We start from the raw sequence: 12231 nt of genomic DNA, 5'->3' as shown, positions 1-12231 counted from the left end.
CTGATGCCCTTGCAGACCCGCCTCGGCGGGATGGGCCTCAACCCAGGACCGGGGCGGATGGTGCTGCAAACGCTAGGGACGGGGGAAGGCCGGCATCAACGAGATTGCAGGCGATTGCAAGGCGATCACTCTTCGAGGACGCTGATGGCAGCTGTGACCAGTGCCCGGGCCTCACTTCCGTGGACCGCCATCTTGGAGAGTTCGGCGAACGCCCGTGCGTATGTGATGACATCGCTCGGTTGTGTGACGGTGACCTTGGCTGTCAGCAGCTCCACGTGGACCCGTTGATCATCGAACATGGTGAACGTTTCCTGCCCCCACATACGCCGAGGTGCCGTGCGCGGGATGATCCCCAACGAGACGGACGGCAACGGCATGACGGACAGCAGGTAGCCGAGCTGGGCGGACATGGCCCGGACGCCGCCGTAGCGGTAGTAGAGAACGTCCTCTTCCATGAGCAGAGCGAAGCTGTGGCCGCCCTCCCGGATCACGTGGGAGCGCGCGACGCGTGCTGACGCGGCCTCGGCTGAATCGTCCGGAAGCTGGCGGAATTCAGCGATCGTGGCAAGCAGGGCGCGGGCGTACTCCTCGGTCTGGAGCACGCCGGGGATGACCCTGGAGGAGTAGACGCGGAAGTGTCGTGTCCGTTCATACAGAGGGACGTACGACTCCTGGAGTCTGCGCAGCCCCGTGCGCTGGAGGCGTCGCCACTGGACGTACATGGACTCGGCGGTATGGCTCGCGGCGATCAGATCGGCTGCCTGGTCTTCCGCACCACAGGCACGGCACCACGCCCGGATGTCGTCGTCCGAGGGCCCGGTCTTCGCGTTCTCCAACCGGGAGGACTTGGCCGGGTGCCAATCGCACCGGGCGGCCACGTCGCGGCCTGTCAGCCCCGCGTCCAGGCGCAGCTCCCGCAGGCGCGCTGCCAGCGCTTCACGGGCCGCTTGGGCACTGGACGACGGGGATGAGGACATGAGCTGTGGTCCGGCGGATCGCCGATCAGACCTTGAAGCTGTCGTGCGGGACGCCGCGCGCCCACACTGTCTCGAATGCCGAGGTGCAGAGCCGCACCACTGCGGCGTCCTCGGCCACTTCGGGGCCGGCGGATGCGCCGTCACCGGTGAAGTGGTTGAACCGCACTACCCGCTCGTCAAACAGCCAGAAGTCGTTACCGGGCAAGGCGATATCCGACGCCTGCCGCCTGGGCAGCCAGCGGACCTCTTCGCCAGCCTCGATGTTCAGCCCAGTTCCCGCATGCTCGAAACGAATGTACTCGGAGACAGGTTCCGAGACGATTCGGGCACGGCGTACCACCACGCCTCGTCCGACCGTTTCCCTTACAAGGTCCAGCCAAGCGCGGCGTCGGCCCGTCCGGTCGTGTCGGCTGCTGTCGTCCCCGGCCTTCCATGCCTCGAACTCTGCCACCTCCGGTGCGATCCCATACGCGTCCCGCATCTCCAGATGAACGGCCGAGTGCTGGCAGTCGGCGATCATTTCAGCGAAGCTCGGTACGCTCTGCGGCATCGCACGCCTTCCGGATGAGCGGCACCATGCGTGCCGGGATACGGATAACAGCCTCGGTCTCCGGGATATGGCCGACCGTGAGGCACTCCTTCTCGGTCGTCTCATCGGCCTTCCACCCCTGAAATACAAGGTCTGCCGTCCGGTCGTCTACCCACACCGTGGGGCACTCGTCGCCATCGGTGTTGGGATCCTTGCCGAAGAAGACTAGGGACATGATCGCCTCCGCTGTCCAGTGGATTGCGCACCGCTGCAAGACGATTGACCTCATCAGTGATCACGTCAAGAGGGCCCCCACAGCCCCCGCCCAACCGGTCCCTACCGAGGCTCATGGCTTAGACGGCGGCAGGCGGGTGCGCCACTGCGCCCGGTTGTGAAGTTAGCTTTGGGCGAGGTGGTCGTCCTTTGATACGGAGGTGTGGGATGGCTCAGGTTCCTACGGCTGTTGTTGCTGCCAGTGGGCTTGTCGGTGGGTACGGCGTTGCTCGGTGGACCAAGAAGCGGCCGCTCGGTGGGGCCGCGCTTGCCGTGGCCGGTGGGGTGGCTGCTCGGCAGTGGGCCGGGAAGGTCGGGGCGCCCAAGGCCGCGGCGCTGACCGGGCTGTACGTTGCCGCGTTCGCCGGGTCGCATCCGCTGGCCAAGAAGGTCGGGGCCTGGCCGGCCGTGTTCGGGGTCGCCGGGGCCGTGGCGCTGGCCTCTTGGGTGGCCGAGAGTCGGGCTTGATCAGCAGCAGGGCGTCGAGCGGTGCTCTTCCGCTCGACGCCCTGCTTTGGCCTGCCTTGGCCTGCCTTGGCCTGCCTTGGCCTGCCTTGGCCTGCTTAGGCCGACGCCTCCGTCAGGCGCTTCAGTTCCGCATCCGTCAGCTTTACGTCCGCCACCGCCAGCAGTGGCTTGAGCTGCTGGACCGTGCGGGCGCTGGCCAGCGGGGTCGCCACGGTGGGCTGGGCCGCGAGCCAGGCCAGGGCGATCGTGGCGAGCTCGGCCTCGTGGGCCGCTGCCACCTCGTCCAGGGCCGTCAGGACGCGGCGGCCGCGCTCCGTTTGCAGGTACTCCGCGGCGCCCTCCGCTCGGGCGCTGTCCACCGTCGTGCCCGGGCGGTACTTGCCCGTGAGGAAACCCTTGGCCAGGGCGAAGTACGGGACGGCCGCCAGGCCGTGCTTCTCCGCCACCGCCGCCAGGTCGCCCTCGTAGGTGTCGCGCGAGACCAGGTTGTAGTGGGGCTGGATCGCCACGTACTTCGCCAGGCCGGCCGTCTCCGAGAACTCCAGCGACTCCTGCAGGCGCTCCGGCGTGATGTTCGAGGCCGCGATCTCGCGGACCTTGCCCTCCTTCACCAGCGCGTCGAGCGCGGTGATGAACTCCTCCACCGGCACCGACGGGTCGTCGTAATGCGTGTAGTAGAGGTCGATGTAGTCGGTGCGGAGCCGGCGGAGGGACTCCTCCACACCCGCCTTGATCACCGATGCGCGCAGGCCCCGCGGCTCCGGGACGCCCGCGCCGACCTTCGTCGCGAGGACGATGTCGGCACGGTTGCCGCGCGAGGCGAACCAATTGCCGATGACGGTCTCCGACTCGCCGCCCTCGTTGCCCGGGACCCAGGCCGAGTAGACGTCGGCGGTGTCGATGAAATTGCCGCCCGCCGCCGCGTACGCGTCGAGGACGGCGAAGGATTCCGCCTCGTCCGCTGTCCACCCGAAGACATTGCCGCCGAGAGCCAACGGGTGGACGGAGAGATTGCCGATCTTCTTGTGAATGTCAGCCATGTACTCCTGCAGCGTCCTTGCGGCAGCCGGTATTCCGCTACGGCTGCAGGCCCCTGCTCCTCAGCCACCCCAGCGGGTCGATCGGCGCGCCCCCGCCCGGCCGCACCTCCAGGTGCAGGTGCGGGCCCGTGACGTTGCCCGTCGCACCGACACGGCCTATGACCTGGCCCGGCGCGACCTTCCCCGACGTGACGACCATCGACGACAGGTGGCAGAACCACAGCTCCGTACCGTCGTCGAGCCTCAGGACGATGCGGTAGCCGTACGCCCCCGCCCAGCCGGCCTGAACGATCTTGCCGCCGCCGACCGCCCTCACCGGCGTGCCGGTCGGGGCTGCGAAGTCCTCCCCCGTGTGGTTCGCGGACCACATGTTCCCCGCCTGACCGAAGCCGGCCGTCAGGGTGTACGAGGCGAGGGGGAGCTTGAACCCGCCGGAGGTGGAGTGGCGAGCCGCCGGGGCGGGAGCCTGGGCGGCCGGAGCCTGGCGGGCGGATCGCTGCTTCTTCGGTGCCTGCTGCTGCGCCGTGTGGTGCTTCGGTGCCTGCTGCTTCGACGTCTGCTGCCTCGGCGCCTGCTGCTTCGACGTCTGCTGCTTCGACGTCTGCTGCTGCGACGTCTGCTGCTGCTCCGGTGCCGCCGGCCGCCCCTGCTCCCGCCCCAGCTCCCGTTCCTGCTCCGCCTCCGCCTCCGCCTCCGCCGCCTTCCGCTCCGCCGCCTTCTTCTGCGTCTTCGCGGCCTGCTTCACCTGGGCCGCCTGCGCCTCGGCCACGGCCACGCCCTGCTGGTGGTCGGCCTGCTCCAGGATTCTCGCCCGGAGCACCTCACCCGCAGCCGCCGCGCTCTCGGCCATCTCCACGGCGGCCGATGCGCTTTCCTCGCCGGCGAATTCGGCGGCGGCGGAATCGACCGAGCCCGCCGCGCTCCCCGCGAAGAACGAGCCCACTCCCGGCAGCTGGGCCAGGTCGGGCATGGATATGGACGTCGCCGGGCGCTCCTGGGCGTGCGCCATGCCGCCCGCGCCGACCGCCGCGATGACGCCGACACCGAGGACCGCGCCGCTGCGGGCCATCGTGCCGCCGCGCTGCTTCACCACGCGGTGGCGGCCGCGGCCCGTGCCGAAGGCGTTGTAGACGGAGGGACGGTAGGAAGCGGGGGTGTACGGCGACTCGGGGTCGTACGCGGTCTCCGCCTCGTGCCTCAGCTCCGGCCGGGGCTCGGGCTCCGGCTCGTACGGAGGTACGTACGCCGGGACCAGCGGCGGATCGTACGCGGCGGGCTCGTACCCGGCAGAGTCGTACTCGGCAGGCTCGTACGCGGCAGGCTCGTTGGATGCCACGAAGGCACTCCTTTCCTTCCTTCTCGCCTACCGGGTTAGCTGACGGGTTCGGAGCAGGAAGGTCTCCTACGGGCCGCTGCGCGGCCCGATTCACCCCAGGGTGGTGGTTCCCCGGTTCCCAGAACTTGCCGGTGTATCAGGTGGTGCTGTGCCCGCGGGATTCGGCGAAGGCGCACGGCGCAGCGCCTCTTGCGGCGTTGCGACAACCGCGCTCCGTTATCGAACGTTAATAGACATGCCGGGTGGATTCCAAGCCGAACGCCCGAACCCACCGATGCCCTCGGGCACGTCTTCACAGGATGTGCGCCCACGGAACCTGTCGATACTTTCCACGAAATGCTGTTCGATCCGCTCGCCGCGCCGGATCGCCAACAGCGCCATGTCGTCGGCGGCCTGACCCCCCGAATGGCGCGCGACGTCCGCGACCAGGGCGTCCAGCAGCGCATCCGGGTTCTTGAACCGACAGCCCGTCAGCCCGGCCCTGGGGTCGTAGAACGTACCGCCGGCGTCCCTCGCCTCGGTCACCCCGTCCGTCATCAGCAGCAGCATCGACCCCGCGGGGAACTCCCGCTCCTCCGCCCGGTCCGGCCACACCCCCAGCTCGCCCAGGCCGAGGGGCAGCGCGGGGACGGCGGGGTCGGCCACGCCGATGCGGCCGTCCGCGTGCAGCAGGAGCGGGGAGGGGTGGCCGCGGTTCAGCAGGCGGAAGACGGGCTCCCCCGGCGGCAGCTCCGCCAGTACGGCCGTGGTGAAGCCCTCGGTCCGGTCCACGGCGTCGGCGCGCAGGTTCGCCCGCCGTGCGCCCTCCCGCTGGAGCGCGTGCTCCAGCCGCCCCGCGAGCCCCTCCAGCGTGGGCTCCTGCTCGGCCGCCTCCCGGAAGGCGCCGATCACCACGGCGACCGCCTCGACCGCACCCAGGCCCTTGCCGCGGACGTCGCCGACGATGACGCGTACGCCGTACGGGGTGTCCTGGACCGCGTACAGATCGCCGCCGATCCGGGCGTCGGCCTGGGCGGCGACGTAGCGCGCGGCCACGCGGAGGCCGCCGATCCGGGACGGGGGCACGGGCAGGACGGCGCGCTGGGCCGCCTCCGCGATGCCCCGGGCGGAGGCGAGCTGCTGATCGCTGCGACGGGCGATGCGGTTGATGCCGAGCGCGACGAGGGAGACGGCACCGATGGCCGCGATCTCGGCCAGCGCCTCACCGGTGTCGGACGGCCGGTGGTAGACCACGAGCCCGACCGCGACCGCCACGGCGGCCAGCGCGGCCGTGACCGTGGCGCGGAGGGTGTGGAGCGGCGCCGCGACGAGGGGCGCGGCGGAGAGGAAGGGGGCGCACGTGTAGTGCGCGGGCGCCCCGAGGCCGAAGAGTGCGGCGCCGACGATCAGAACGGCCGGGAGCCTGCGGACGGCCCGGCGTACGGCCCGGCGTGCCGTACGACGGAAGGCACGGCGCCCGATGACGCCGCCGGACACACCACCGGACACACCGCCCGACGCACCACCGGACACACCGCCCGACGCACCGCCCAACGCGCCACTGGACGCATCACTGGAGGTGCCACTGCCCGTGCCACCTTCAGCACCACCTTCAGCGCCACCGCCGGCACGGCGGGCAGAACGGCTCTCTCGCTTGCCCACCGCACTCTCTCCTGACCGGCAGCCCTGCACGTCAACGACCTCCCACCCTTCCGGGCGGGAGGTCGGCAGGCGAACGGTGCTGGGCCAACCGGGGAGGGAGGCCCTGGGAGAACGGCCCGGCAAGCAGGCCAGCGAACAGGCGGGCGAACAAGCCGACGAGCAGGCCGGCCGGGCCGGGGCCTCGTACAGGCCGCCGGCGAGCAGCCCGGGCGAGCGGGTTACGAGGAGCGGATTACGAGGAGCGGCGCTCCCGTGCGCCCCCGGTGCCCCGGCCGGCGCCGTTCCTGCCGGCACCCCGGCCGGAAGCCGCACCGGAAGCCGCACCGGAGGCCCGGCCGGCACCCCGGCCCGAACCACCGGCACCGTAGGACGCCGAAGACCCGGCGGACGACGAGGACGAGGACGACGCCCCGGAAGACATCTCCGTACGCACCCGGCCACGACCGCCACGCCCGCCGCGCGAGCCACGGGTGCCCCGGGAGCCGCGCGACCCGGCAGCAGCCGCAGCCCCGCCGGCGGACCCGGCGCTCGCGCCGCTCCCGCCGGACCGCTTCCGCGGCGTCGACTGGGCCGGCACTGGCGGCGCGATGACCACGGGCACGCCGCTGGGCTGCTGGGCACCGGTGATGCGGACGAGCTCCTCGTCCTCCGGGCCGACCGTCACGACGTTCGGGGAGATCTTGGCGGTGACCATCATGCGGCTCATCTCGCGCCGCTGCTCGGGCAGCACGAGCGTGACGACCGTGCCGGACTCGCCCGCGCGGGCCGTACGGCCGCCGCGGTGCAGGTAGTCCTTGTGGTCCATGGGCGGGTCGACGTTCACGACGAGGTCGAGGCCGTCGATGTGGATGCCGCGCGCGGCCACGTTCGTGGCGATCAGCGCGGTGACCTCCTGCGTGCGGAAGAGGTCCAGGGTGCGGTTGCGCTGCGGCTGGCTCTTGCCGCCGTGCAGGGCGGCGGCGCGCACGCCCTCGGACAGCAGCTTCTTCACCAGGCGGTCGGCACCGCGCTTGGTGTCCACGAACATGATCACGCGGCCGTCGCGGGCGGCGATCCGGGTGACCGTGTCCTTCTTGTCCGTCTCGGTGACGTGCAGCAGGTGGTGGTCCATCGTGACGACCGCGCCCACCGACGCGTCGACGGAGTGCGTCACCGGGTCGGAGAGGAAGCGGCGGACGAGCCGGTCGACGTTGCGGTCGAGGGTCGCGGAGAACAGCATCCGCTGCCCCTCGGGGTCGACCTGGTCCAGCAGCTTGGTGACCTGCGGCAGGAAGCCCATGTCGGCCATCTGGTCGGCCTCGTCCAGGACCGTGATCCGCACGTCGCCGAGCTTGCAGTCGCCTCGCTGGATCAGGTCCGCGAGCCGCCCGGGGGTGGCGACGAGCACCTCGGCGCCGCGCGCGAGCGTCTGGGCCTGCCGGCCGATGGACATACCGCCGACGACCGTGGCCGTCCGCAGGTTCACGGCGGTGGCGTACGGGGCGAGCGAGTCGGTGACCTGCTGCGCGAGCTCGCGGGTGGGGACGAGCACGAGGGCGAGCGGGCGGCCGGGCTCGGCGCGGCGGCCGGCCGTACGGGCCAGCATGGCCAGGCCGAACGCGAGGGTCTTGCCGGAGCCGGTGCGGCCGCGGCCGAGGACGTCACGGCCGGTGAGCGAGTTGGGCAGCGTCGCGGCCTGGATCGGGAACGGCTCGGTGACGCCCTCGCGGGTCAGCGTGGAGAGCAGGCCGGCCGGCATGTCCAGGTCGGCGAAGGACGCCACCGGCGGCAGCGCCGGGGTGGTGCTGACCGGGGTCTCGAAGTCGCCCTGGGGGGCGGCGGGCCTGCGGCGCGACGACTGGGCGCCGACGCGGCCGCCCTGCTGGGAGCTGCGGTTCTGCTGGGCACCACGGTTCTGCTGGGGTCCGCGGGGGCGGGCGGGGCGGGCGGAGCGAGTCATACGGGTGGGACCTTCCCTCAATGGGGGTGGCACGCCCGAAAGGGAGACTTCGCATCGCGAGACCGTCCGGAACGAGAACGGTCGGACGGCGGAAAAGCCTGGGCGCGCTGGTGCGGGACGACGGCCGGCACGCGGGCGCCGGCCGGCGCAGGGGCAGCAATGGGGCCCGCACCCCGAGGTGCGGGCCCCATTGCCTGGTGCTTCATTGCTTCATGCAGAGCCCGGGGCCGTCGTCAGACGGACCGGGCGGGCATCATCGTCAGGCAGCGACGATGTTCTCGGCCTGCAGGCCCTTCTGGCCCTGCGTGACGTCGAAGGAAACCTTCTGGCCCTCGAACAGCTCACGGAAGCCGTTGGAGGCGATGTTCGAGTAGTGGGCGAAGACGTCGGGGCCGCCGCCGTCCTGCTCGATGAAGCCGAAGCCCTTTTCCGAGTTGAACCACTTCACGGTGCCAGTAGCCATGTCTATCTCCTTAGTGGATGCAAATGGGCCCCACACCGGACAAAGACCGGCAAAAACAAAAATGCGCCCTCGGTTCACATAACCGTCAGGCGCACACGAGTTCATGGGTACCACAACTGAAACGTCAGTTAAGCGTAGCACACGTCGGCGGCCCCCGTTTCACCCGCCCGCCGACGGTGCGCAGCCCCGCGGCAGCCCGGTGCCGCTACAGCTCCCCCATCACAGCCCTACTACAGCCCGCTACGGCCCACTACAGCTCCACGCCCTGGGAACGGGCGTGGCGGTCCGCCGCCACCTCGGCCTCCGCCTCGTCCAGATAGACCTCGCAGACCAGGCGGCCGTCGGTGTTCATGTTGTGCTCCAGCTCCCACAGGCTGAGCTCGCCGCCGCCCTCCAGCAGGAAGGCGTGCTCGTAGAAGCGGCACCAGGTGGCGTCGCGCCCGGGGCCCCGGCGGCGCGGCTTGGTGATCAGCGCGATGTGGTGGCCGAGCGCCCCCTGGAGCAGCTCGCGCACCACCTCGCCGGGCCCGTCCTCGTTCTCCGCGCGCCGCAGCAGCCGCCGGGCGTGGTCGGGCGAGGCGTCGGAGACGTACTCCCGGCGGGGCTGCACCGGCCCCATGGCCAGCAGCAGCTCCTCCGCCAGCCAGGCCGGCAGCTCCTCGGTCTCGCTGCCGGGGCCGATGCCGCCGCCGATCCGGTCGTGCACGCGCCGCTCCGCCCGGTCGAGGACGCCCTCGTCCGCGTACAGCTCGTAGAGGAAGACGTCCTCCGGACCGGTGTTGTGCTCCAGCTCGAACAGAAGCAGGCTGCTGCCGTCCGCCAGGAGGAACACGTGGCGGTACGAATTGCAGCGGAGAGGCCGCCGGTCGTCATTGCGCTGGCGGTACGAGCGGAGCTCGGCCTGATGCATCAGCGCCGTCCGCAGCCGGCCGAGCATCCGCTCGTCGATCTCGAAGCCGTTCTGCGCCCGCCCCAGCAGCGCCTCCACGTGCTCGATGGGCGTGCTCTCGGCTCCCGCCGGGCCGCCCGGTCCCTGGCCGTGCTCTGTGCGCCCCCTGTGCGCCCTGTACGCCGGGCTCTGGTTCCCCCACTCTTCTCGCTCGCTTCCGCTGCCGTTCTCACCCGCTCGCGAGTTCTCCATGCCTCCGACCTCCCGGACCTCGCCGCGCCCACCCCGCGCACTTACCGTAGCGGCGCGAACACGGGACGGGGGCGGGGTTTCGGTGAACTGGGTGCGCAGAGGTCCGGGCACGCGGGGGGCGTCCAGCGGTGGCTCGGGGGGTGGGGCGTGCGCGTGCTGTGCGCCCCCCCTGGCCCGGCGGACGTCCGGCGGAGCCGGAACGCTACTCCGCGGGCTTCTCCTCCCCGGGCCGCGCCACGTCCACCGGCCGCGGCGTCACGATCGGGAACACCGGGTCCGGATAGGTCAGATAGCCGAGGACGGTGTCCGCCGCGGCCTGGTCGTCCACCTCGATGCCGTTCCCGACCGCCGCGTCGAAGTTCTTCTTGAAGTCGACGCCCTGCGTCAGCACCTCGTCGAGCACCGCGCGCGAGAGCGTGATGGTCGCCTGCGGCTTGCCCGCGAAGAGGTCCTCCCCGTCGACGTACACGAGCACGCCGTTGCGCAGGGTCGTGGTCGTGGTGCGCGGCCGGCCGGTTCCGTTGAACACCCAGCGCAGCACGATCGGCGACCGCTGCTCCGCGGCGGCCCGCGGCCCGTCCACGCTCTTGGCCATCGCCGAGAAGATCTGCTCCAGCGACATGCTCTTCACGAGGTCCGAAGCGCCGTGCGGCGTGGGCTTCTCCGGTCCGCTGCGGAGCTCCTTGGCGCCGGTGAGGTAGAAGTTGCGCCAGGTGCCGTTCTCCGCGCCGTAGCCCAGCTGGGTCATGGCATCGGCCTGCAGGGCCTTGGCCTCGGCCAGGACCCCGGCCGGGACGAGGGACGGATCCGCGGGGTCCGCGGAGGCGAAGATGACGTGGTTGAGCAGCTCCAGGACCCAGCGGTACTGCGGCTGCTCCGCCTCGTACGCCTGCCGCGCGGCCCGTACGACCTCCTGCGCGCCGCCCATCGCCCGTACGTACCGGGCGCCGGCCTCGACCGGGGGCAGCTCCCAGAGGTGGGCGGGATTGCCGTCGAACCAGCCCATGTAGCGCTGGTAGACCGCCTTGAGGTTGTGGCTGAGCGAGCCGTAGTAGCCCCGGTCGTACCAGTGGTCGCCCAGCCCTGGCGGCAGCTCCTTGAGCTTCTCCGCGATCTCTGTCCCGGTGTAGCCGTCATTGAGCAGGCGCAGGGTCTGGTCGTTGAGATAGCCGTACATGTCCCGCTGGTTCGCGAGGAATTCGAGGATGTTCTCCTTGCCCCAGCGCGGCCAGTGGTGGGAGGCGAATTCCACGTCGGTGTGCTCGCCGAAGGTCTGGATGGCCTGGGTGAGGTACTTCGACCACGCGTGGGCGTCCCGGACCTGGGCGCCGCGCAGGCTGAGGATGTTGTGCATGGTGTGCGTCGAATTCTCGGCCATGCACAGCGCGCGCAGCTCGGGGAAGTAGAAGTTCATCTCCGCCGGGGCCTCGGTGCCCGGGGTGAGCTGGCAGATGATCCGGACGCCGTCCACGTGCAGCCGGTACAGGCCCGGCCGCCAGGGGATGACGTCCTCGGGGCGCCACTTGTCCTCCGGGACGGGCTGGTGCTGCGGGCCGCCCACGTAGTCGGTCGGCGGGATGAGCGTGACCTCGCCGGTGGAGATCGTCAGCCCGAGGCCGGAGCCCACCTGCCCGTCGGGGCCCTTGTCCAGGCCGACCGCGTACATGTAGCCCGCGCGGCGGCTCATGGCCGGGCCCGCGTAGACGTTCTCGCTGACGGCGTGTTCCAGGAAGCCCTCGGGCGCGTAGACCTTCAGGTCGGGCGCGATGACGTCCCTGCTGTCGTTGAACAGGCCGCGGGAGCCGCCGAAGTGGTCGACGTGGCTGTGGGTGTAGATGACGGCGCTGACGGGCCGGTTGTCGTTGCAGGTCTCACGGTAGAGCCGCAGCGCGTGCTGCGCGGTCTCGTAACAGGCGAGCGGGTCGATGACGATGATGCCCCGGTCGCCCGTCACGATCGTCATGTTGGACAGGTCGTAGCCGCGGACCTGGTAGATGGCCCGGCCGTTCGAGGCGGTGACGTGGAACAGGCCGGCGACGGCGGTGAGCCGGCCCTGCCGCCACAGGCTCGCGTTGACGGACGGCGGCGGTACGTCCTCGCCGTCCTCGAGGAAGTCGTAGCCGGTGAAGTCCCACACGACGCGCTTGGTGTCGCGGGAGAGGATGACGGGAAGGTCGCGCGGCGGCGGGGCCAGCAGACCGCGCATGGCGTCGGCGAAGTCCCCGCTGCTGGGCAGGATGGTCTCGGTGATCCCGCGGTTCGCCTCCACGACGGCCGCGGACGGCTCGACGGGCCGGGTGGGCTCCTGCGACCGGGCGTTCTCAGGCATACGACGTTCCTCCTTGGGACATGCGGAAGCTCCGCGTGTGCGACGGAAGAGTGGTGCGTGTGGTGCCGTACGGGTGCAAGGTGCGACATCGACGC

The 12231-nt window shown here is 71.0% G+C and carries 11 protein-coding genes and 1 riboswitch; of the genes, 1 reads left to right on the top strand and 10 read right to left on the bottom strand.

Annotation, left to right across the window (positions count from 1 at the left end; genetic code table 11):
* Nucleotides 1–125: 125 nt before the first annotated feature.
* Genes ACFPP6_RS23415 through ACFPP6_RS23405 form a run of 3 tightly spaced genes read right to left on the bottom strand, consistent with a single transcriptional unit; the run spans nt 126 to nt 1741 of the window.
* On the bottom strand, nt 126–977 hold the full coding sequence (locus ACFPP6_RS23415; RefSeq protein ID WP_382045622.1) for a helix-turn-helix domain-containing protein: 852 nt from the start codon (nt 975–977) through the stop codon (nt 126–128).
* 25 nt (nt 978–1002) lie between these two features.
* Nucleotides 1003–1527 carry a DUF6879 family protein gene (locus ACFPP6_RS23410; RefSeq protein WP_382045619.1) on the bottom strand — a complete coding sequence of 175 codons (525 nt, stop codon included), beginning with the start codon at nt 1525–1527 and terminating at the stop codon, nt 1003–1005.
* On the bottom strand, nt 1499–1741 hold the full coding sequence (locus ACFPP6_RS23405; protein ID WP_382045616.1) for a hypothetical protein: 243 nt from the start codon (nt 1739–1741) through the stop codon (nt 1499–1501). Before ACFPP6_RS23405 ends, ACFPP6_RS23410 begins: the two co-directional genes overlap by 29 nt.
* Nucleotides 1742–1947: 206 nt before the next feature.
* On the opposite strand from ACFPP6_RS23405, the gene ACFPP6_RS23400 reads away from it, so the two are divergent.
* The gene (locus ACFPP6_RS23400) at nt 1948–2247 is read left to right on the top strand and encodes a hypothetical protein (RefSeq protein ID WP_382045613.1); all 300 of its coding nucleotides are present in this window, start codon (nt 1948–1950) and stop codon (nt 2245–2247) included.
* Nucleotides 2248–2342: 95 nt separating this feature from the next.
* On the opposite strand, the gene ACFPP6_RS23395 is transcribed toward ACFPP6_RS23400, so the two are convergent.
* From ACFPP6_RS23395 to ACFPP6_RS23365, 7 genes are all read right to left on the bottom strand, one after another.
* Nucleotides 2343–3287 carry an aldo/keto reductase gene (locus ACFPP6_RS23395; protein WP_382045610.1) on the bottom strand — a complete coding sequence of 315 codons (945 nt, stop codon included), beginning with the start codon at nt 3285–3287 and terminating at the stop codon, nt 2343–2345.
* A 37-nt stretch (nt 3288–3324) separates the two neighbouring features.
* Entirely contained in the window at nt 3325–4623 is a 1299-nt protein-coding gene (locus ACFPP6_RS23390) for a M23 family metallopeptidase (protein ID WP_382045607.1), read from the bottom strand.
* A gap of 9 nt (nt 4624–4632) precedes the next feature.
* Nucleotides 4633–4764, bottom strand: a riboswitch (cyclic di-AMP (ydaO/yuaA leader).
* Between the two features lie 75 nt (nt 4765–4839).
* Nucleotides 4840–6099, bottom strand: coding sequence for a PP2C family protein-serine/threonine phosphatase (locus tag ACFPP6_RS23385; RefSeq protein ID WP_382045678.1), 1260 nt, complete (start codon nt 6097–6099; stop codon nt 4840–4842).
* Nucleotides 6100–6496: 397 nt separating this feature from the next.
* Complete coding sequence (locus tag ACFPP6_RS23380; RefSeq protein ID WP_382045605.1) at nt 6497–8203, bottom strand: DEAD/DEAH box helicase; 1707 nt, start codon at nt 8201–8203, stop codon at nt 6497–6499.
* A gap of 259 nt (nt 8204–8462) precedes the next feature.
* Nucleotides 8463–8666 (bottom strand): cold-shock protein, encoded by a 204-nt coding sequence (locus ACFPP6_RS23375; RefSeq protein WP_030367061.1) that lies wholly within the window; start codon nt 8664–8666, stop codon nt 8463–8465.
* 250 nt (nt 8667–8916) lie between these two features.
* Entirely contained in the window at nt 8917–9807 is an 891-nt protein-coding gene (locus ACFPP6_RS23370) for a DUF6227 family protein (RefSeq protein ID WP_382045602.1), read from the bottom strand.
* 202 nt (nt 9808–10009) lie between these two features.
* Nucleotides 10010–12136 carry an alkyl/aryl-sulfatase gene (locus ACFPP6_RS23365; RefSeq protein WP_382045599.1) on the bottom strand — a complete coding sequence of 709 codons (2127 nt, stop codon included), beginning with the start codon at nt 12134–12136 and terminating at the stop codon, nt 10010–10012.
* Nucleotides 12137–12231 lie beyond the last annotated feature (95 nt).

The organism is Streptomyces aureoversilis, from assembly GCF_042657885.1.
In the GTDB taxonomy this organism is placed as follows: Bacteria; Actinomycetota; Actinomycetes; order Streptomycetales; family Streptomycetaceae; genus Streptomyces; species Streptomyces aureoversilis.
This window is presented reverse-complemented; position numbering and strand designations above follow the sequence as displayed.

Bases quoted from the DNA above. Each gene is read 5' to 3' on its own strand.
- ACFPP6_RS23415 (WP_382045622.1), bottom strand. From the start codon at position 977: ATGTCCTCATCCCCGTCGTCCAGTGCCCAAGCGGCCCGTGAAGCGCTG.
- ACFPP6_RS23410 (WP_382045619.1), bottom strand. From the start codon at position 1,527: ATGCCGCAGAGCGTACCGAGCTTCGCTGAAATGATCGCCGACTGCCAG.
- ACFPP6_RS23405 (WP_382045616.1), bottom strand. From the start codon at position 1,741: ATGTCCCTAGTCTTCTTCGGCAAGGATCCCAACACCGATGGCGACGAG.
- ACFPP6_RS23400 (WP_382045613.1), top strand. From the start codon at position 1,948: ATGGCTCAGGTTCCTACGGCTGTTGTTGCTGCCAGTGGGCTTGTCGGT.
- ACFPP6_RS23395 (WP_382045610.1), bottom strand. From the start codon at position 3,287: ATGGCTGACATTCACAAGAAGATCGGCAATCTCTCCGTCCACCCGTTG.
- ACFPP6_RS23380 (WP_382045605.1), bottom strand. From the start codon at position 8,203: ATGACTCGCTCCGCCCGCCCCGCCCGCCCCCGCGGACCCCAGCAGAAC.
- ACFPP6_RS23375 (WP_030367061.1), bottom strand. From the start codon at position 8,666: ATGGCTACTGGCACCGTGAAGTGGTTCAACTCGGAAAAGGGCTTCGGC.
- ACFPP6_RS23370 (WP_382045602.1), bottom strand. From the start codon at position 9,807: ATGGAGAACTCGCGAGCGGGTGAGAACGGCAGCGGAAGCGAGCGAGAA.
- ACFPP6_RS23365 (WP_382045599.1), bottom strand. From the start codon at position 12,136: ATGCCTGAGAACGCCCGGTCGCAGGAGCCCACCCGGCCCGTCGAGCCG.